Genomic DNA, 19,393 nt, shown 5'->3' on the forward strand with positions numbered 1-19,393 from the left:
CAATTCCGGACGGAAAACCGTTCCACACTTTTCCTGGAATTGCTCTGAGGAACATCTCCATGCTCACCCAGATAAGACCCGCGATCATCATGATCGTCTTCTTCACGGTCCTGACCGGCCTGATCTATCCCTTGGGCATGACCGGCATCGCCCAGGCGCTGTTCCCTCGCCAGGCCAATGGCAGCCTGGTCGAGAAGGACGGCAAGATCATCGGCTCCGAACTGATCGGCCAGGGGTTTGCCAGCGACAAGTATTTCCACGGCCGCCCCTCGGCTGCCGGCGACGGCTACAATGCGGCGGCCTCGAGCGGCAGCAATCTCGGTCCGACCAATCCCAAGCTGATCGATCGTATCAAGGGCGACGCCGAGAAGTTGAAAGCGGAAAATCCGAACCAGCCCGTGCCGATGGATCTGGTGACGACGTCCGGCAGCGGCCTCGATCCCGACATCGGCCCGGAAGCCGCCTACTTCCAGGTCGCCCGGGTGGCCAAGGCCAGGGGCATCGACGAAGCCAAGGTCAAGGCGCTTGTCGACAGCCAGGTCGAGGGCAGGGAACTCGGCTTCATGGGCGAGCCTATGGTCAACGTGCTTGGCCTCAACCTTGCGCTGGACGCCGCGAAACAGTGAATGGTGCGGGCCGGGGATCGACAGTACCCCCGGCGCCATCCATGATCGATCCCGATGCCTGACGACAGAAGCAGCGACGCCAGACCCTCACCCGACGCACTGCTTGACCATGCGGGGCGGGAGGGGCGCGGCCGGCTGAGGATTTTCCTCGGCGCGGCACCCGGCGTCGGCAAGACCTACGAGATGCTGATGTCGGGCCGCGCCAAGCTGGCCGATGGCGTCGATGTGGTGATCGGCGTCGTCGAAACGCATGGCCGCAAGGAGACGGTGGCCCTGGTCGAGGGCTATGAGGTCATTGCCCGCCGCAAGGTCGACTACAAGGGGCGCATCCTCGACGAGATGGATATCGATGCAATCCTCGCCCGGCGCCCGGCGCTGGTTCTTGTCGACGAACTCGCACACACCAATGCGCCTGGCAGCCGCCATCCCAAGCGCTATCTCGACGTCCAGGAAATCCTGACGCACGGCATCGACGTCTACACGACGCTCAACATCCAGCATGTCGAAAGCCTGAACGACGTCGTCGCCCAGATCACCAAGGTCAGGGTCCGCGAGACGGTTCCCGATTCTGTCATCGACCAGGCCGACGATGTCGAGATCATCGATCTCACCCCTGATGACCTGATCAAGCGGCTCGAGGAAGGCAAGGTCTATTTCCCGAACACCGCGCAGCGCGCGATCGAGAACTATTTCTCGCCGGGCAATCTGACAGCGCTCAGGGAACTGGCGCTGCGCCGCACCGCACAGCGTGTCGACGACCAGTTGCTCATTCATATGCAGGCGCACGCCATTCCCGGACCGTGGGCGGCAGGCGAAAGGGTTCTCGTCTGCCTCGACGCGCGTCCGGGAGGAGCGGCCCGCGTGCGCTATGCGCGCAGGCTGGCCGACCGGCTGCGTGCTCCGTGGACGGCGCTGCACGTCGACAGCACTCGTTCGGCCAGCATGCCCGAAGACGACAAGGACCGGCTGGCGACGAACCTGCGCCTTGCCCAACAGCTTGGCGCCGAGGTGACGACCATTCCGGGTCAGAATGTGGCGCAGGACATCGTGCGTTATGCGACGGCGAACAATTTCACCCATATCGTGGTCGGCAGGCCGACCCGGTCGCGCTGGCGCGAATTGATCGAAGGCTCGCTCACCTACGATCTCATCCGCAACGCCGGCGATATCAGCGTCCATGTCATTTCGGGAAGCGAGCGCGGCACCGAGACGGCGTCGAGGAGCGTCAAGGCGGCGGACGAGCAGTGGCAGTTCGAAATCTGGCCCTATCTCAAGGCCACGGCCTTTGTCATCGGCTCGCTCGCCTTCGCCGTCCTTCTCGACCAGTTCCTCGATGTTCGCAATCTGGCGATCATTCTTCTCATCGGGGTGCTGGCATCGGCAGTGACCGGCGGCCTGTGGCCGGCTCTGTATGCCTGTTTCGTCAGCGCCCTTGCTTTCAATTATTTCTTTCTGGAGCCCCGCTATACGCTGACGATCAGGGATCCGGAGAGCATCGTCGCGCTTGGCGTCTTTCTCGTCGTTGCGGTCATTGCCAGCAATCTGACGGCGCGCGTGCAGCGCCAGGCGGTCGCCGCCCGCTCGCGGGCGCGGGCGACCGAGGACATCTACCTTTTTTCGAAGAAGCTCGCCGGTGCCGGGACGCTGGACGACGTTCTATGGGCTACCGCCTTTCAGATCGCTTCGATGCTGAAGCTGCGCGTGGTGCTGCTGTTGCCGGAAGACGGGACGATCACCGTCAAGGCCGGCTATCCGCCGGACGACACGCTGGCCGAAGCCGACATCGCCGCCGCCCGCTGGGCCTGGGAGCACAATCGTGCCGCCGGTCGCGGCGCCGACACGCTTCCGGGCGCCAAGCGCCTCTATCTGCCCTTGCGGACGGGGCGCACGGCGATCGGTGTCGTCGGCCTCGACAACGACAAGCAAGGACCGCTGCTGACGCCCGAGCAGCAGCGGCTGCTTGACGCACTGGCCGACCAGGCGGCGGTCGCCATCGAGCGTATCCAACTGGTCGCCGACGTCGACCGCGCCAAGCTCGCGGCCGAGGCGGACAGGCTGCGCTCGGCGCTGCTCACCTCAATTTCCCATGATCTGAAGACGCCGCTCGCCGCCATCATGGGCGCGGCCGGCACGCTGCGGGATTTTTCAGCCGCGCTTCCCGAATCGGATCGGGCCGAACTGCTGTCGACGGTGCTCGACGAATCCGAGCGGCTGAACCGCTTCATCGCCAATCTGCTCGACATGACCAAGATCGAGTCCGGCGCGATGGAGCCGAACTACGCCTTTCACTATGTCGGCGACATCGTCGGCTCCGCCCTGCAAAGGGCCAGGAAAATCATTGGCGAGCACAGGATCGAGACGGACATCCCCAGGGATTTGCCGATGTTGAAGGTCGACCCCGTCCTGTTCGAGCAGGCGCTGTTCAATCTTCTCGACAATGCGGCGAAATATGCCTCGGCAGGCTCGACGATCCGCGTGCAGGGCTGGACCGACAATGGCTCCGTCCTGCTGCAGATCATGGATGAAGGGCCAGGCATTCCTTCCGGCGATCTGGAGCGGATTTTCGACACGTTCTACAGGGTGCGCAAGGGCGATCAGGTCCGTGCCGGCACCGGGCTCGGGCTGTCGATCTGCCGCGGCTTCGTCGAGGCGATGGGGGGCACGATCACGGCGGCAAACCGGACCGACGGTTCGGGCGCGGTTTTCACCGTCAAGATGCCGAAGCCGGCGAACCCGCCCGATCTCGACGCCTCGAATACGGACGATGTGGGTGACCTGGCATGACAAACTCGAACGTCAGGATACTGGTCGTCGATGACGAGCCGCCGATCCGTAAGCTGCTGCGCGTCGGGCTCGGCAGCCAGGGCTATGCGGTCAGCGAGGCGCCTAACGCCAGGGTGGCGATCGAGCTGATGGAGGCGGAGAAGCCGGACCTCGTCCTGCTCGACCTTGGCCTGCCCGGCATGAGCGGCCATGAGCTGCTGCGCAAATGGCGCGACGACGGTCTCGACATTCCGGTGGTCATCCTGTCCAGCCGGACCGACGAGGCCGGTATCGTCCAGGCCCTGGAACTCGGCGCCGACGACTATGTCACCAAACCCTTCGGCATGAACGAACTGGTCGCACGCATTCGGGTGGCGCTCCGCCACAAGCTCCAGCGACAGGGCGAGAAGCCGATTTTCCAGACCGGCGATCTCAGCGTCGATCTGGTCAAGCGCCTCGTCAAAGTCGAGGGCAAGGAGGTAAAGCTCTCGCCGAAGGAATACGACATCCTGCGCATGCTGGTGCAGCACGCCGGCAAGGTGCTGACCCATCATTTCCTGTTGAAGCAGGTCTGGGGCGACTCGACCGACGTGCAGTATCTCAGGGTCTATGTGCGGCAGCTCAGGCAGAAGATCGAGAAGAGCCCCGACCAGCCGCGCTACATCACCACCGAGACCGGCGTCGGCTACCGCCTGCGCGAGGTCGAGTGAGCGGGTTGGAATTAGCCGATCGCTTCCAGCTGCCGACCAAACGGTCTGGAAACCCGCAAGGCCGCCAGGCAGCCGACAATGCCGAGCGGCACGAAGGCAAGAAACAGCCAGCTAGCGACATTCGCCGCCGCGTCGTGGTTCAAACCTTGCGAAAAGCCGCTGGCATTGGCGACGATGCCGGCCAGTGCGGCGCCCACGGCATAGCCGATGCGCTGCATGGTCGGCACCGCCGCCGAGGCGATGGTCTGCTCGCCCTCCGGGGCGGAGGCGACGATGACACGCGTCAGGAAGGGCCAGGCGATGCCGAAGCCGCCGCCTTGCAACAGGGCGCAGATCAGGATGAGCGGGATGGAGCCCAGGGGTATCGTGTAGGCAAAGCCGGCGATGCCGGCCGCGATCATCACCGCGCCGCCGATGATGATCAGCCGCTCGCGCCGCGGCGGCGCGTTGGCGACCAGGATCGACAGGATCGACCAGGCGATCGATTCGGCGGCGATGATGTAGCCGGTGGTCAGCAGCGGAATGTCGTGCAGGCTGGTCAGCAGCAGCGGCCCGTAGACGCCGAAGGAACAAGTCGCCACCGAAAAGGCGGCAACCATGGTCATGCCTGCGCCGACCGGCGTGCGCCATGAGAACAGCCGTGCCGGGAACAGCCGCGAACGCGGCTTCAGCGCGTCGATGGTGAAGAACAGCACCAGGCCGATAAGGCCGAGGGCCATCAGCAGCGAGGAGCGCAGCAAGGCGATGTCGACGCCGGCCGAGGCGATCAGCACCACCGCCACGGCAAGGCAGCCAAGGGCTGCGAACGGGAAGGGTGGCGCCTTGCCTGTGGTCGTCCTGGGTTTCGTCGCCTCCGGCGTGTCGAGCACGATGAAGCTTGCCAGCGCCATGGCGGTGCCGCCAAGGGTGAAGATGCCGAAGGCCCAGCGCCATGACAAAAGCTCGGTCATGATCGCGCCGAGCAATGGTCCGCTGAAGGCGGCGACGCCCCAGATCGCCGACATGATGCCGAAAAGCTGCGGCCAGATAGCGCGCGAGAACAGCCGTTCGACCGAGACGAAGGCCAGCGACACCAGCGCACCGCCGCCAAGCCCTTCGATCAGGCGGCCGGCGAGGAACAGTTGCATGGAAGGCGAGGTGGCGCAGATCAGCGCGCCTGCTGCGTAGAGCAGCGCGGCGACCACCATGTTGGTGCGCAAGGGGACATAACTCACCAGTCGTCCGGCGGCCGCGCCGGCAACGATGGCGCCGAGTTCGTAGATCGCCAGCGACCAGCCGACGAGCTGTACGCCCGCCAGTTCGCCGACCATGGCCGGCATCACCGTTGCCACCATCGTTTCGTTGGTGGCGTGCAGCAGAATGCCGAGGCTGATGAAGCAGAAGCGCGCCAGGTCGCCGCTTGCCCACAATACGCGCCAGTCGACCCTGTTTGTGCTGATCTCGGTCATTTCCACCCCCGTCTTGCATATCTCGACGCCAGCGCAGGACGCCAGAAGCCAGTGCGGGTTTCCGGCAGGACCATGCGAATCGACAGCGCCGGATCGAGGCGTCGTTGCGCTCGGGGCAGGCTTGTAAAACCTCAACCGGGGTTGAGTTCAAGCGGTTTTTCGAGGACCGTTCGCGCGGCAGCCTTTCCGATTGCCGGGTTGGTTGCGCGATCAGTTCTCGGTGCTGCGCAGCTGGAACTGGCTGACGCCGATCGCGAGGTTCATGCCGGTCTGCGTCTGCAAGCTGAGCGGCTGCAAGGTGAACGCCTGAGAGGAGCCGCCGACCAGCAGATTGGCGCCGGCGCCGACGGCGGCCGTCACCTCCGCGCTGGCGCCGATGTAGTCGCCGGCCAGCGCACCCGGCGCATAGATGTTCTTCAGCGGCGTCAGCACGATCCACTGCATGATCGTCTGCTTCGTCGTGCCGATGTCGAGGCCGTATTTGTTGACGGCGCCGAAATAGGCTTCCGGCGCGAAGCTTTTGTCGGCGGGGTTGAAGGTGCAGCTCAGATCCTTGCTCGAGCCGAAGATGAAGCCGGTGCCGCCGCCAATGGCACAGTCAAGCGTACCGAGTTCTACGCCTCGGTCCTGCGCCTGCACGGCTCCGGAGAGCGTGGTGAACATGGCGGCAGCGATGGCTGTCTTCAGCATGATGGTCCCCTCAAAAATCCGCGGCGCGGAACCATCCTATCTGGTTCCGCGCCGCGGAGTGAGGGGGCATGGAGCGCATGGCTCCATGCATTCACTTGAACGAGTGGATCAGCTGGAGCGAGGTCACAGCCACGGCAAGGTTGACGCCGGTCTGCGCCTGGACGCTGAGCGGCTCCAGCATGAAGGCGCTGTCCAGGCCGCCAACCAGCAGGTTGGCGCCGCCGCCGGTCACGACGCTCGCCTCGGCATTGACACCGTAGTAGCTGCCGGCGAGATCGCCCCCGTCACTGTCCCGGGTCGCAGCCAGCACGGCCCAGACGAGCTGGCCCTGATGCGTCTGGCCGACATCGAGGCCGATCTTGGAGATGACGCCTGTGTAAACCTCGGACGGTCCGTGATGATGAGGCCGGAAGACACAGGACACGCCCTTGTTGGAGGCGACGATGTAGGCGGTGCCGCCGTCGATGGTGCAATCGAGCGTGCCGAGTTGCAGCTTGCCGGCGCTGGCTGGAGCCACCGCGAACATCGTCGTGGCGAGGGCAGCGGCGCAGGCGAGTTTCTTGATCATGGGAGGGTCCTTTCGCAAACTACTTTCAACAACGGCTTGGGAGGGTAGACCGTTCCGCTGAAAACTTGGCGCGATCAAGGCAGGGGCCGAAAGCCTCCTGCCGGGGTTAATGCGCGGTTGCGACGTGCGTCCTTTCGGACAGCCAAAGGATCCCGCGGCACTTGGATGTCACGCGGATTTGTATGGGGAGCGCCTGCCGAAACCGAGATCAGCTGACGCGGGCGAGGCCATCCTTGGCCGGCTGGTAGGTCGGATCAAGCCGAACGGCTTCCTTATAGGATTTCGCTGCCTTGGCCTTGTCGCCGCGCCGCTCGTAGATCAGCGCCTGATTGGACCAGGCCTCGGCATTTCTGCCGTCGAGCTTGATCGCCATGTTGAAATCGGAGAAGGCGTTGTCTTCGTCGTTGGTCGCCAGATAAGAGAGGCCGCGGCCGTTGTAGGGCTCGGCGGCGTCCGGCGCCAGCGAGATGGCGGTCGAGAAGTCCTCGATGGCGAATTTGTGCTGGCCCTGGCTCTGATAGATCAGGCCTCGATTGTGGTAGGCGCGCGCGTCGGTCGTATCGAGCTGGATCGCCTTCTGAAAGTCGTTGAAGGCGTCCTGGGTGCGACCCGCCTTGCGGTAGAGATTGCCGCGGCCGATATAGGCGGCGTCATAGTTTGAGTTGATCTGGATCGAACGGTTGTAGTCCGCCAGCGCGGCTTCCTGGTTGCCGAGGAAGCGCTGGATGAGCGCGCGATTCGAATAGGCCTGGAAGAAATTCGGATTGAGCTGGATGGCTTGATTGAAATCCTTGAGCGCCGCCTGGTACTGACCACCACGGCCATAGGCCGAGCCGCGCACATTGTAGCCTTCGGGATCCTGGGGATTGCGCTGGATGACCCCCGACAGCGAGGAAATGTTCTCGCTCGACCCTTGCGCCTTGTCGATGTTGTTGAATTCACCGGTCGGGCCCGCCGTTTGGCAGCCGGCAAGCGCCAGCCCGGAGAGCAGGGCTGCTGTCAGGGCGAAACCACGCAATGCGGTCCCGCGCTCCACGCTCGTTGCGTTCATGTCTGCCCTGTCCTCACTTCAAGTCCGGTTCCCCCTCCGGACCGGTCACATCAAAACAAAAAGGTGGCGGCGATTCCACATCGCGCCACCTCTGATATCCTTCGAAAAGGACGAAAAATTGGCGTTAGAACCGCGGCGGACGCGGAGCGCCACCTGGGCCACCGGCGGCGCCAGCAGCAACCGGGCGCGGCGTCATCGGCAGCAAGCCTTCGCGCTGGGCGCGCTTGCGGGCCAGCTTGCGGGCGCGGCGGACGGCTTCAGCCTTCTCACGGGCGCGCTTCTCGGACGGCTTCTCGTAGTGACCGCGCATCTTCATTTCGCGGAAAATGCCTTCGCGCTGCATCTTCTTCTTGAGAGCGCGAAGCGCCTGATCAACGTTATTGTCGCGGACGAGTACCTGCACGGGCAATCCTGTCTTTCGGGTTTGATATCAACAGGCAAGCGGCCATAGCCACTAGCCTCCGCGGCGGTTTACACCACGAATTGTGGCGGCTGATAGCAGAATCATACCGCACTGTCCACAGCGGAAATGAATTTGCGAGGCCAGCCGCCGTCTGTTTGCCCGGGGCAAGTGGCCACTTGCCTCTGAGATAGGGAGCCGGCTAGGCCGTCGCGAGGTGCAACAGCTCGAAATCCTCGAAAAACTCGCCGTAGTCGCAGGTGATCTCCTCGCCCACGGCGATGTCGCGGGTCGCGGTGGCCCCGCCATATTGCGAAAAATCCGTATTCGGATTGCTGGAATGGTTCATGAAGCGGCCGTTGTCGACTTCATAGACCATGAAACCTGGCCGGTCCGGGCTCGGATAGGCATAGCGGTCGAGCAACTCCCTGAGATGCGATGGTGCCGTCTCGTATTTGTCCATGGGGATCAGCCGGTCGAAATCCGGATCGAGCCGCCAGATCGAAGCGCCTTTCCCGATTGGCTCCGCGGCGAACACGCCGACGCCTTCGATCGCACTCGCAGTCACATAGGTTCTGATCAGCATCATGGTTCCAGACCCGCTTTTAGACAGAAACGGAATCACCAAATCGCGGCGAAAAATCAAGACCGGCCGTTTGCCTGGCGACTAAGACATCCATCCCGCCGCTTGAATTCTTCACGTCCGGTTGATCGACACGCCGCCATCGGCCAGCAGTGCCGCTCCGGTGGTGAAGCTCGAGGCGTCGGAGGCGAGATAGAGCGCCGAGCGGGCGATCTCCTCCGGCATCGCGACACGCTTCAAAGCATGCAGGCCTTCGACGAAAGCCCGTGATTCCGGGGTCTTGAAGGTTGCCGCCGGTGTGTCGGTCCCGCCGGGCAGCAGCGCGTTGACGCGAACGCCTTTCGGCCCATATTCGGCGGCAAGCACCTGCGTCAGCCCGATCAGGCCTGCCTTGCTCGCGGCATAGCTGGTCATGCCTGGCATGCCGACGGTGTGGCCGACGAAAGTGGAGGTGAAGATCAGCGAACCGCCACCGCGCTCGATCATCGCCGGCACCTGGTATTTCGCACCGAGGAACGCGCTGGTGAGGTTGGTGTCGAGTGTCTCGCGCCAGCCTTCCAGCGGCAGGTCCGAAATCGGCCCCATCTGGCCGACGGCGCCGGCATTGTTAAAGGCGATGTCGAGCCCACCGAACTTTTCGACAGCCAGATCGACAAGAGCCTTTGCATAGGCTTCGTCCCTGACATCGCCGGCAAGGGCGACCGCCGTGCCGTCGGCGTCAGCGATCTCGGCGACAAGCGCATCGAGCTCGGCCTGACGGCGGGCGGCGACGATGACCTTGGCGCCTTCCTCAGCGAATAGTCTCGCGGTGGCGCGGCCGATGCCGGAACTGGCGCCGGTGACGATGGCGATCTTGTTTGTGAGTGCGAACATTTTTTGCGTCCTTTTTTGCGCCAGCTGCGCCGGCAATTGGATGCTTGGTCGCAAATGGGGCGGGTCGGAGCCACCCGATACCTGCGAAGGCCGCGTCGCCCTGAGCTATTGCCTCAACAGCCAGCCGAGTCGGTCCATCGAGAACGCATAGCTGATGGCGATGAGCAGGGCGACGATGATGCCCGTAGTCGTGTAACCGGCCCCATAGAACCCAGCCGCACCGCCGAACAGGATGACCAGCTCGAGCGCCAGCCGCACCACGCCGGGCACAGGCACCGGTGCGCGGCCAGACCGGCTTGGGTCGTTGAGTACCGCGAAGATTCCCCACAGTACGGCCGCAACGAGCGGCAAGCCCAGCGCGAGGAGCCAGCGCCCCCATCCGTCGGAGAGACTCCAGCCGGCAATGCCGAGGCCGAGCAACGCGGCAAGCTCCAGCAAAAACCGCAACGTCAGATTCCACCAGGCGTTGCCCATATTCGTCCTCCGAGACTCGCGGCAGGCAGTGTGACTGAACGCAGCCATGGCAGCCAGATCGCATGTGTCTTTTTCGTCGCGGCGCAAAACGGCAAGCGCCGTCGCAAACAGCGCAAGGGTGGAAGCGCTGTTTCGCTAGTGATACACCTCGCGCGCCGGGACAGAATGAATGCCCGGCCCCTATTCGCGAGACCTTTTGGCGAGAGGCTGGGACGTTGAAGAAATATTCGGTATTCGCCATCGCCCGCGAGGCCATGCGCGGCCACAAGGGCTGGGAGGAGCAGTGGTCCTCGCCTGAGCCCAGGAAAGAATACGACGTCATCATCGTCGGCGCCGGCGGCCATGGCCTGGCCACCGCCTATTACCTCGCCACGGTGCACGGCATAACCAATGTCGCGGTGCTGGAAAAGGGCTGGCTCGGCGGCGGCAACACCGGCCGCAACACCACCATCATCCGCTCCAACTATCTCTATGACGAGAGCGCCGGCATCTACGACCATGCGCTGAAGCTGTGGGACGGGCTCAGCCAGGAGCTCAACTACAACGTCATGTATTCGGCGCGCGGCGTCATGATGCTCGCCCACAACGTGCACGACGTCCAGGTGCTGAAGCGCCACGTCCACGCCAACCGGCTGAACGGCATCGACAATGAGTGGCTGACGCCGGAGCAGGCGAAGGAATTCTGCCCGCCGCTCAACACCTCCAAGGACGCGCGCTATCCGGTGGTCGGTGCGGCGCTGCAGCGGCGCGGCGGCACGGCCCGTCATGATGCCGTTGCCTGGGGCTATGCGCGCGGCGCCTCGGCGCGCGGCGTCCACATCATCCAGAATTGCGAGGTCACCGGGGTCAAGCGGGCGCCAAATGGCGCGGTCATGGGCGTCGACACGACGCGCGGGTTCATTGGCGCCAAGAAAGTCGGCGTCGTTGCCGCCGGCCATTCCTCGGTCATCATGAACATGGCCGGCGTGCGCATGCCGCTGGAAAGCTATCCGCTGCAGGCGCTGGTGTCGGAACCGGTCAAGCCGGTGGTGCCCTGCGTGGTGATGTCGAACACGGTGCACGCCTATATCTCGCAGTCCGACAAGGGCGAACTGGTGATCGGCGCCGGCACAGACCAGTATGTCTCCTATTCGCAGACCGGCGGCCTGCACATATTGCAACATACGCTGGACGCCATCTGCGAGATGTTCCCGATCTTCACGCGCATGAAGATGCTGCGCTCGTGGGGCGGCATCGTCGATGTCACGCCCGACCGCTCGCCGATCCTGGCCAAGACGCCGGTGCCCGGCCTCTATGTCAATTGCGGCTGGGGCACGGGCGGCTTCAAGGCGACGCCGGGCTCGGGCCATGTCTTTGCTCACACCATCGCGAAAGACGATCCGCATCCGATCAACGCGCCTTTCACCATCGAGCGCTTCCGCACCGGCCGGCTCATCGACGAGGCGGCGGCGGCGGCGGTGGCACACTGATGATGGTTGAGATGGCTGTCGCGATGCCGCTGATGCTGGCGGGGGAACAGGGCTTGTTCCATTTTCCGTCGGCGGACGAAGTGCGCACGCAGCCGATCAGCCGTACCGGCAACGAAACCGCCTGGCCGTTTTCGGTCGACGACGGCACGCTGGCCTGCGTCTGGAGCGGTGGCCAGAGGGTGGTGATGTTCTTCGAGGGACGTCCCGAAGGGCTCGACCAAGACGAGACATTCCAGCCGCGTCAAGTCATCGTCACCACCGATCCGATGCAACTCACTCTCGGCAACATGGCGTCCCGCGATCTGTTCCGTCCCGCTGCAAGTGTGGCAGAACGCATCCGGCTCGTTGCTCCGTTCGCGACCCTGGGACAGAAGCTTTGCGATCAACCGGCGGGCGCCCGCGTCGGCCACGGCGAATTGTAGGAACGAACCAAATGCTTCTCATCCGCTGCCCCTATTGCGAGGAAGAGCGTCCGGAACTCGAGTTTCGCAACGCCGGCGAGGCGCATATCGCGCGCTCGGCCAATATGGCCGGCGAGAGCGATGACGATTTCGAAAAGTTCTTCTTCATCCGCTCTAACCCCAAGGGCATCATTTATGAGCGGTGGCGGCACATGCATGGCTGTGCGCGCTTCTTCAACGCCGTGCGCGACACCGTCACCGATAAGTTCGTCATGACCTACAAGGCCGGCGAGCCCAAACCCTCCAAGCTGCCGGGAGTTGGCAAATGAGCGGCGCGTTCCGCATTCCAGGAGCCGGCCGCTTCAAACAGGCGAAGACCGCGCGCTTCAGCTTCGATGGCCAGTCCTACACAGGCATCGAAGGCGACACGCTGGCCTCGGCGCTGCTCGCCAATGGCGTCCATCTCGTCGGTCGATCGTTCAAGTACCATCGTCCGCGCGGCATACTGTCGGCGGGCGCCGAGGAGCCGAACGCGCTGGTCGAGATCAAGCGCGACGCGGCACGCAAGACGCCGAACGTGCGGGCAACCGTGCAGGAGCTCTATGACGGGCTCGACGCGCAGTCGCAGAACCGGTGGCCGTCGCTGTCCTTCGACCTCGGCGCGGTCAGCGATATCGCCTCACCGCTGCTTTCGGCCGGCTTCTACTACAAGACCTTCATGTGGCCGAAAGCGGCGTGGAAGAGCCTCTACGAGCCAAAGATCCGCGCCGCGGCCGGGCTTGGCGTTTCCCCGGACCAGCCGGATCCCGACCATTATTCGTCACGCTACGCGCATTGCGACGTGCTGGTGCTGGGCGGCGGTGCTGCAGGCATCGCGGCGGCATTGGCCGCGGCTGAAACGGGCGTGCGGGTCATCCTCGCCGACGAGCAGGCCGAGTTCGGCGGCAGCCTGCGTTTCGAGAGCGGCGCGAAAATCGACGGCCAGGATGGTTTTGCCTGGGCGCAAGCTGCGGTGGCGAAGCTCGCTGCCATGGACAATGTCCGCGTGCTTTCGCGCACGACGGCGTTCGGCTATTACGCGCAGAATTTCGTCGCGCTGGTCGAGCGTGTCAGCGATCATCTGAAGGCTCCCGGCCACGATCTGGCGCGCGAGCGGCTGTGGCAGGTCAGGGCCAAGCGCGTGGTGCTGGCCTCCGGCGCGATCGAGCGGCACATGGTGTTTGCCGACAACGACCGCCCGGGCATCATGCTGGCGGGTGCCGCGCGCACCTATCTCAACCACTATGGCGTCGCCGTCGGCAGGAATGTCGGCGTCTACACCGCCAATGATTCTGCCTATGCAGCGGCGATCGACCTGAAGAAGGCCGGCGTCAACGTGGCGGCGATCGTCGATTTGCGCGACAATCCGACCGGACCGGTGATCGACGAGGCGAGGGCGCTCGGCATCGAGGTCAATTTCGGCCGCGCGGTGATCCGCGCTGGCGGCAAGCTCAGGGTGTCGTCGATGACCGTGCAGCCGAAGAACGGCGGCGGCGAACGCACCATTCCGGTCGATGCGATCCTGATGTCGGCCGGCTGGACGCCGTCGGTGCATCTGTTCTCGCAGTCGCGCGGCAAGGTCGCCTTCAACGACGAGACCAAGCGCTTCGTGCCCGGCACCTATGCGCAGGATTGCGTCTCGGTCGGCGCCTGCAACGGCACTGACGGGCTGTCTGCCACGGTGGACGAGGCCTATGCGGCTGGCGCCAAGGCGGCCAAGGATGCGGGTGCCAAAACCGCCAAGGGCAACAAGCCGAAGGTCGATGCCTCGGAGAGCTGGTCGCGCGGCATGCTGGGTGCGGCGCCCGGCGCCGGGCCGGACACGACGGTCAAAGCCTTCGTCGACTTCCAGAACGACGTCACCGCCAAGGACATCCGCCAGGCGGTGCACGAAGGCATGCGCTCGATCGAGCACGTCAAGCGCTTCACCACCAACGGCATGGCGACCGACCAGGGCAAGACCTCCAACATGCACGGCCTGGCGATTGCCGCCGAGATGCTGGGCAAGCCGATCCCGGAGGTCGGCCTGACCACGTTCCGGGCGCCCTATACGCCGGTGACCTTCGGCGCGATCGTCAGCCATGCGCGCGGTCCGCTGTTCGACCCGACACGCAGAACCGCGATCCACCCCTGGGCCGAGGCGCAAGGTGCCGTGTTCGAGGATGTCGGCCAGTGGAAGCGCGCCTGGTATTTTCCCAAGGCGGGTGAGGACATGCACGCGGCGGTCGACCGCGAATGCGTCGCGGTGCGCAAGACGGCCGGCCTGTTCGATGCCTCGACGCTGGGCAAGATCGAAGTGGTCGGGCCGGATGCGGCCAAATTCATGGAACTGCTCTACACCAATCCGTGGGAGAAGCTGGAACCCGGCCGCTGCCGCTACGGCATCATGCTGCGCGAGGACGGTTTCATCTATGATGACGGCGTCGTCGGCAGGCTGGCGCCGGACCGTTTCCACGTGACCACGACGACCGGCGGCGCGCCGCGCGTCATGAACCACATGGAGGATTATCTCCAGACCGAGTTCCCGCATCTCAATGTCTGGCTGACCTCGATCACCGAGCAGTGGGCTGTCATCGCCGTGCAAGGCCCCAAGTCGCGTGACATCATCGCGCCGTTGGTCGAAGGCATCGACATGTCGGACGAGGGGCTGCCGCATATGTCGGTGCGCGAAGGCAAGATCTGCGGCGTGCCGACCAGGCTGTTCCGCATGTCGTTCACCGGCGAGCGCGGCTTCGAGGTCAACGTGCCCGCCGACTATGGCCAGGCCGTCTGGGAAGCGCTGTGGGCTGAAGGCCAAAAGCACGGTGCGGCCGCCTACGGTACCGAGGCCATGCACGTGCTGCGTGCCGAAAAAGGCTACATCATCGTCGGACAGGACACCGACGGCACGGTGACGCCGAACGATGCCGGTCTCGACTGGGCGGTCGGCAAGAAGAAGGCCGATTTCGTCGGCATCCGCGGCATGGCCCGGCCGGATCTGGTCGCCAAGGGCCGCAAGCAGCTGGTTGGCCTCAAGACCAAGGACCCCAAGGTGGTGCTGGAAGAAGGCGCGCAGATCGTCGAGGACCCGAAGCAGGCGATCCCGATGAAGATGATCGGCCACGTCACCTCGAGCTACTGGTCGGAAAATTGCGGCCGCTCGATCGCGCTGGCGCTGGTCGCCGGCGGCCGCGACCGCATGGGCGACACGCTCTACGTGCCGATGCCGAACGGGGTGATCGAAGTGGAAGTTACCGGCATGGTGTTCTTCGACGAGACGGGAGGTCGCCTCAATGGCTAAGGCCGCTGCAAGGAAGACGGCTCCGGCTGCATCGCCTTCGGTTGAACGCCGTCCGGCGCTGGCTGGTCGCAGCACCACTGCTGCCGGCGTCAAGGTCGAGGTGCTGCCGCCCGCCGAGCGCATGTCATTGCGTGCGCCGGAGGGCTCGGTTGCAGCGCTTTCGAAGGCGCTCGGCGTGACCTTGCCGAACAAGCCTAAGACGTCTGCCTCGAAGGGCGGGCGCACCGCCCTGTGGCTCGGCCCCGACGAATGGCTGGTCATCGACGAGGCCGGCAACGATCCGCTCGCCGATCGCGCCAAAGTATCCGCGCTGCATTCGGCGGTCGGTGTCTCGCATCGCAACATCGCGATATCCGTGACGGGCGCCGGAGCCGCGGCGACGATCAATGCGGGCTGCCCGCAGGATCTGTCGCTCGAGGCCTTCCCGGTGGGAGCAGCGTCGCGCACCATCCTGGGTAAGACCGAGATCGTGCTGCTGCGCACGGCTAACGAAGCCTTCCGTGTCGAATGCTGGCGTTCCTTCTCGGACTATGTCTTTACTTTCCTGTCCGAGGGATCGCGCGACGCGGCGGTCTGAGCTCGGAACGTTTTGCAGGGCACGCTCGTTCTGCATCCGCACGCCGAGGGAGAACGCCGATGCCGTCGAATTCCGCGCCGAAGTCGCCGGTCATAAAGACATCGGCCGTCCGCTCGCTCGAGCATGAGCGGCACGAAGCGCCGAGCGCCGAAGAGGAACTCGAGGAAGGCCTCGAAGACACGTTCCCGGCCAGCGATCCGATATCCATTACCGGAACCGCCATCCCCGGCGCACCGGCAAGACCGGGCAAGGCCAAGACCGTGCCAGGGCGCAAGAAGCGCAAGACGTAATTTCCATCGGACCAGATCGGATCGGACCTTCTCAATCCCGTTGGGCATGCTATTTAAAGCGCTTTGGGAGATGAAAATGCCGACAAAAGCGACCGTTTGGGGCGAAAATGTCCACGAGCAGACCAATGAAGCCGTGCGCGGCCTCTATCCCCTGGGAATGCATGGCACCATTGCCGCGGCGCTCAACCAGGACAAGGGCATCGAGGCGACCACCGCCACCTTGCAGGAGCCCGAGCACGGCCTGGGCGAAAAGCGCCTGGCGGCCACCGACGTGCTTTTGTGGTGGGGCCACGCGGCGCATGGCGAGGTCAAGGACGAGATCGTCGAGCGGGTGCAGAGGCGTGTGTGGGAAGGGATGGGCCTGATCGTGCTCCATTCCGGCCATTACTCGAAGATATTCAAGCGGCTGATGGGCACGCCCTGTTCGCTGAAATGGCGCGAGGCGGGCGAGCGCGAGCGCGTCTGGGCGATCAACCGCGGCCACCCGATCGCGCAAGGCATCGGCGAGTGCCTGGAGATCGGCGAGACCGAAATGTATGGCGAGCCGTTCGCGGTGCCGGAGCCGCTGGAGACGGTGTTCGTCTCCTGGTACGAGGGCGGCGAGGTGTTCCGGTCCGGGCTGACCTACCAGCGGGGCGCGGGACGGATCTTCTACTTCTCGCCTGGCCACGAGACCTATCCGATCTATCACAATGAGGGCGTGCAGCAGGTGCTGCGCAACGCGGTGCACTGGGCGCACAATCCGGCGCCGGCATGGTCCGGCATCACCAACGCGCCGAACGTGCCGACGGATGCGGCCAAGGAGAAGATCGTCCAGAAGGGGCTGCGCCTGCATGCCGATGGCGACAAGGGCCTTGGTTGATTAGGGCGGCCTGACCTGATCGGGCCTGAGTTGCCTAAGGCGTGAGTTGATTTGGGGCTTGGGGCTAATGCATCGAATTCTTCTGCTCGGCACCGGCGGTATCGCCGGGCATCATGTCGAGGAGTTCGCCGGGATTGCCGGCTGCAGCATCGTCGCCTGTGTCGACCAGGTGCCCGGCCGCGCTGCGGCGTTCGCCGCCGTCAGCAAGATCGGCGATTCTTTCGAGAGCCTGGACGCGGCGATCGCCTGGGGCCAGTTCGATGCCGCCATCAACGCGACGCCGGATGGGGCGCATATGGCAACGACACTGGCGCTGCTCGGCGCCGGAAAACACGTGTTTTGCGAAAAGCCGCTGGCACCGAACCACGCCGATGCGCTTGATATGACCGAAGCGGCCGAGGCTGCCGGGGTGATCAACATGGTCAACCTGACCTATCGCAACTCACCGGCGATCCACGAGGCGCGGCGCATGGTTCAGGCCGGCGAGATCGGCGCGTTGCGCCATGTCGAGGCGAGCTATCGGCAAAGCTGGCTGGTCAGCAAATCATGGGGTGACTGGCGGGTCGAGGACAAATGGCTGTGGCGCCTGTCGATCCGGCACGGCTCGACAGGCGTGCTGGGCGATGTCGGCATCCATATCCTCGACTTCGCCACCTATGGCGCCGACCAGGACATCGTCAGCCTGCACGCCGATCTGCTGACGTTTCCGAAGGCCGAGGGCGGGCGCATCGGCGACTATGTGCTGGACGCCAATGACAGCGTGGCAATGACGGCGCGGCTCAGCTCCGGAGCGCTCGCCACGATCGTGGCGAGCCGCTACATGACCGGCCACGCCAACGATCTCTCGCTGGCCCTGCATGGCACCAAGGGCGCCATCAAGGTAGAAACCGACGGCAAGGCATCGAACCTGTCCGCCTGCCTGGGTGGGGATGTCGATCTGCAGCGCTGGCAGACGCTGGCGCTGCCCGATGTCAAGCGCAACGCCCGGCGCTTCGCCGACGCGCTCGACGCGGGCCGCAACGGCGATCCGTCGTTCCGGCGCGCCGCCGACATGCAGAAGCTGATCGACGCAGCCTTCGAGAGTTCAGCGGCTAAACTGCCGATCTCGGTCGGCTGAAACCGGCCGGCTTGTGGCGGCCAGACGTGATTTCTGCGGAAATCAGAATGCGCTCGGCACAATCCACGGATTGATGCTGATGCCGAGGCGCGGGCCCTTGCCCTCAGCGGTGTTTTCCGTGGCGCCCTTCTTCTCGACCGACCCGGTCGAAGCGCAATCGAGCTTCACGTTGGCCTTGGTGTCAATGCAGGTTGCGGTGGGCGCATGCTTGACGGGGTGAGCGGTGCCGGCGGCGAAGGCCGAGCCCGAAAGTGCCAGCACGGCGGCCAGGGTGAGAAGGGTCTTTTTCATTGTCGATCTCCGTTTTCGACGGGTGAATTTTTCTCGTACATGTACGATACACCGTACAGATACGTCCGCCGACCGCGAAGTTCAAGTCAAAACCGTACGCGTACGGTAACTTCTTTGTTAACCAAGAAATTCGCCCCGCTTTGGCTGGGTAGAGAGAGGACATGGAAACGAAGGAACTGGCGTTCAGCAGTTGACCGGTGTCTCGGTCAGCGGCGGCACGTTTTGCGTGCTGAGCGTGGCAAGCGTGAAATCGCACATCCGCTTCACGAAAGCCTGCGGATCGCCGAAGGGGTAGAACGGAAAGGTGATGAGCAGCGAGATCGTGCCATGGCCGACCGCCCACAGCATGGTGGCGATGGCGCGCGGATCGCCTTGCAACTTGCCGGCGGCAACGCAGGCCTCGACCCTGCTGATCAGTGCTTTCATAGCTGGGTTGCCCTCTTCCATGTCCTCGTAGCTTCTGCCTTCCGGCAGCTTGGTCTTTTCGGTCATGAAGACAGTCCGGTATTCATTGGGATTGCCAAGCCCGAAGGCGGCATATTCCGTCATCACTGCTTGCAAGGCCTCGATCGGATCGTCGGACGAATGTTCCTCGATGCGTCGGGCAAGCGTCTCGAACGCATCTTCCGCCAGTGCAAACAGGATGTCCTGTTTGTCGGCGAAGTAGGAATAGACCGACATTGGGGCATAGCCGACCCGCTTGGCCAATTTGCGGATGGTCAGGCCCTCATAGCCTTCTTCCTGGACGAGCTTATGGGCGGCCGCAACCAACTCGGAGCGCTGTTCTGCCTTTTGTTTCTCGCGGCGTGTCTGGACGCTCTGCGGCAAGATCTGGTGCCTTTGGTTGTCGGTGGCTGGCTAAATTATATACGCTGTACGGA

Annotated in this window: 21 protein-coding genes; 11 read left to right on the plus strand and 10 right to left on the minus strand. The window is 64.1% G+C overall.

The genetic code is table 11. The features are described 5' to 3' along the window. Positions 1 to 59: 59 nt before the first annotated feature. The 3 genes from kdpC to EOA16_RS20620 are packed head-to-tail and all read left to right on the plus strand — an operon-like array spanning position 60 to position 4,099. Positions 60 to 626 (plus strand): potassium-transporting ATPase subunit KdpC, encoded by a 567-nt coding sequence (gene kdpC / locus EOA16_RS20610; RefSeq protein WP_127259914.1) that lies wholly within the window; start codon positions 60 to 62, stop codon positions 624 to 626. Between the two features lie 54 nt (positions 627 to 680). Next, positions 681 to 3,410, plus strand: a complete 2,730-nt coding sequence (locus tag EOA16_RS20615; RefSeq protein ID WP_127259915.1) for a sensor histidine kinase KdpD — start codon at positions 681 to 683, stop codon at positions 3,408 to 3,410. Next, positions 3,407 to 4,099 carry a response regulator transcription factor gene (locus EOA16_RS20620; RefSeq protein WP_127259916.1) on the plus strand — a complete coding sequence of 231 codons (693 nt, stop codon included), beginning with the start codon at positions 3,407 to 3,409 and terminating at the stop codon, positions 4,097 to 4,099. Before EOA16_RS20615 ends, EOA16_RS20620 begins: the two co-directional genes overlap by 4 nt. Before the next feature lie 11 nt (positions 4,100 to 4,110). Here EOA16_RS20620 and EOA16_RS20625 read toward each other — a convergent pair whose 3' ends face one another. The 8 genes from EOA16_RS20625 to EOA16_RS20660 form a co-directional block, all read right to left on the minus strand. Further along, positions 4,111 to 5,547 carry an MFS transporter gene (locus tag EOA16_RS20625; RefSeq protein WP_127259917.1) on the minus strand — a complete coding sequence of 479 codons (1,437 nt, stop codon included), beginning with the start codon at positions 5,545 to 5,547 and terminating at the stop codon, positions 4,111 to 4,113. A gap of 210 nt (positions 5,548 to 5,757) precedes the next feature. After that, on the minus strand, positions 5,758 to 6,237 hold the full coding sequence (locus EOA16_RS20630) for a DUF992 domain-containing protein (protein WP_127259918.1): 480 nt from the start codon (positions 6,235 to 6,237) through the stop codon (positions 5,758 to 5,760). 91 nt (positions 6,238 to 6,328) lie between these two features. After that, entirely contained in the window at positions 6,329 to 6,805 is a 477-nt protein-coding gene (locus EOA16_RS20635; RefSeq protein WP_027037654.1) for a DUF992 domain-containing protein, read from the minus strand. Between the two features lie 208 nt (positions 6,806 to 7,013). Then, positions 7,014 to 7,856: a tetratricopeptide repeat protein gene (locus tag EOA16_RS20640; protein ID WP_027037653.1), complete on the minus strand. Its 843-nt coding sequence runs from the start codon at positions 7,854 to 7,856 to the stop codon at positions 7,014 to 7,016. 124 nt (positions 7,857 to 7,980) lie between these two features. Further along, positions 7,981 to 8,259 (minus strand): 30S ribosomal protein S21, encoded by a 279-nt coding sequence (gene rpsU, locus EOA16_RS20645; RefSeq protein WP_023671138.1) that lies wholly within the window; start codon positions 8,257 to 8,259, stop codon positions 7,981 to 7,983. Between the two features lie 199 nt (positions 8,260 to 8,458). Continuing rightward, positions 8,459 to 8,845: an SET domain-containing protein-lysine N-methyltransferase gene (locus EOA16_RS20650; RefSeq protein ID WP_127259919.1), complete on the minus strand. Its 387-nt coding sequence runs from the start codon at positions 8,843 to 8,845 to the stop codon at positions 8,459 to 8,461. 108 nt (positions 8,846 to 8,953) lie between these two features. Continuing rightward, positions 8,954 to 9,712 (minus strand): SDR family oxidoreductase, encoded by a 759-nt coding sequence (locus EOA16_RS20655; RefSeq protein WP_127259920.1) that lies wholly within the window; start codon positions 9,710 to 9,712, stop codon positions 8,954 to 8,956. Between the two features lie 105 nt (positions 9,713 to 9,817). Next, on the minus strand, positions 9,818 to 10,186 hold the full coding sequence (locus EOA16_RS20660; protein WP_127259921.1) for a YrdB family protein: 369 nt from the start codon (positions 10,184 to 10,186) through the stop codon (positions 9,818 to 9,820). A 215-nt stretch (positions 10,187 to 10,401) separates the two neighbouring features. Here EOA16_RS20660 and EOA16_RS20665 point away from each other — a divergent pair, with 215 nt between their 5' ends. The 8 genes from EOA16_RS20665 (at position 10,402) to EOA16_RS20700 (ending at position 18,221) form a co-directional block, all read left to right on the plus strand. Next, entirely contained in the window at positions 10,402 to 11,655 is a 1,254-nt protein-coding gene (locus EOA16_RS20665; protein WP_127259922.1) for a sarcosine oxidase subunit beta, read from the plus strand. Beyond that, a complete protein-coding gene (locus tag EOA16_RS20670; RefSeq protein WP_127259923.1) occupies positions 11,655 to 12,077 on the plus strand; it encodes a hypothetical protein in 423 nt (140 codons plus the stop codon). Before EOA16_RS20665 ends, EOA16_RS20670 begins: the two co-directional genes overlap by 1 nt. Positions 12,078 to 12,088: 11 nt before the next feature. Next, positions 12,089 to 12,385 carry a sarcosine oxidase subunit delta gene (locus EOA16_RS20675; RefSeq protein WP_127259924.1) on the plus strand — a complete coding sequence of 99 codons (297 nt, stop codon included), beginning with the start codon at positions 12,089 to 12,091 and terminating at the stop codon, positions 12,383 to 12,385. Then, a complete protein-coding gene (locus EOA16_RS20680; RefSeq protein WP_127259925.1) occupies positions 12,382 to 15,375 on the plus strand; it encodes a sarcosine oxidase subunit alpha in 2,994 nt (997 codons plus the stop codon). The genes EOA16_RS20675 and EOA16_RS20680 overlap by 4 nt, the downstream gene beginning before the upstream one ends. Continuing rightward, positions 15,368 to 15,952: a sarcosine oxidase subunit gamma gene (locus tag EOA16_RS20685; protein WP_127259926.1), complete on the plus strand. Its 585-nt coding sequence runs from the start codon at positions 15,368 to 15,370 to the stop codon at positions 15,950 to 15,952. The genes EOA16_RS20680 and EOA16_RS20685 overlap by 8 nt, the downstream gene beginning before the upstream one ends. 59 nt (positions 15,953 to 16,011) lie before the next feature. After that, entirely contained in the window at positions 16,012 to 16,242 is a 231-nt protein-coding gene (locus tag EOA16_RS20690) for a hypothetical protein (RefSeq protein ID WP_127259927.1), read from the plus strand. Positions 16,243 to 16,318: 76 nt separating this feature from the next. Then, on the plus strand, positions 16,319 to 17,104 hold the full coding sequence (locus EOA16_RS20695) for a ThuA domain-containing protein (RefSeq protein ID WP_127259928.1): 786 nt from the start codon (positions 16,319 to 16,321) through the stop codon (positions 17,102 to 17,104). Between the two features lie 67 nt (positions 17,105 to 17,171). Next, positions 17,172 to 18,221, plus strand: coding sequence for a Gfo/Idh/MocA family oxidoreductase (locus tag EOA16_RS20700; protein WP_127259929.1), 1,050 nt, complete (start codon positions 17,172 to 17,174; stop codon positions 18,219 to 18,221). Between the two features lie 42 nt (positions 18,222 to 18,263). Here the strand turns inward: EOA16_RS20700 and EOA16_RS20705 are convergent, their stop codons facing one another. Together EOA16_RS20705 and EOA16_RS20710 are read right to left on the minus strand one after the other, a co-directional pair. Next, complete coding sequence (locus EOA16_RS20705) at positions 18,264 to 18,512, minus strand: DUF680 domain-containing protein (protein ID WP_127259930.1); 249 nt, start codon at positions 18,510 to 18,512, stop codon at positions 18,264 to 18,266. A gap of 183 nt (positions 18,513 to 18,695) precedes the next feature. Then, entirely contained in the window at positions 18,696 to 19,340 is a 645-nt protein-coding gene (locus EOA16_RS20710) for a TetR/AcrR family transcriptional regulator (protein ID WP_127259931.1), read from the minus strand. Between the last annotated feature and the right edge of the window lie 53 nt (positions 19,341 to 19,393).

Origin of the sequence: Mesorhizobium sp. M7A.F.Ca.US.008.03.1.1, assembly GCF_003997495.1 — a bacterium.
GTDB lineage: Bacteria > Pseudomonadota > Alphaproteobacteria > Rhizobiales > Rhizobiaceae > Mesorhizobium.